The sequence below is a fragment of the Citrobacter sp. CK199 genome, assembly GCF_030333285.1.
Lineage (GTDB): Bacteria > Pseudomonadota > Gammaproteobacteria > Enterobacterales > Enterobacteriaceae > Citrobacter_B > Citrobacter_B koseri.
Genome location: NZ_JAOWGF010000010.1, coordinates 1 through 270, shown reverse-complemented (window position 1 = coordinate 270; position 270 = coordinate 1). Strand labels below are relative to the sequence as shown.

The 270-nt window shown below is 51.5% G+C and carries 2 tRNA genes; both read left to right on the top strand.

Annotated elements, in window-relative coordinates:
- The first annotated feature begins 3 nt into the window (after positions 1–3).
- A tRNA-Ile gene (locus OGX75_RS00915) sits at positions 4–80 on the top strand.
- A 113-nt stretch (positions 81–193) separates the two neighbouring features.
- Positions 194–269: transfer RNA gene (locus tag OGX75_RS00910), tRNA-Ala, on the top strand.
- Position 270 lies beyond the last annotated feature (1 nt).

Here is a 270-nt window from a genome sequence, read left to right as displayed (position 1 = left end):
TACAGGCTTGTAGCTCAGGTGGTTAGAGCGCACCCCTGATAAGGGTGAGGTCGGTGGTTCAAGTCCACTCAGGCCTACCAGATTTTCCCTGAATACTGCGTTGTGAAATGACTCACATACTTTAAGTATGCTTCGTCATTCCACGCCTTGTCTCAGGAAAAATCATCGGTAAGAGGTTCTGACTGTACTGTATGGGGCTATAGCTCAGCTGGGAGAGCGCCTGCTTTGCACGCAGGAGGTCTGCGGTTCGATCCCGCATAGCTCCACCAT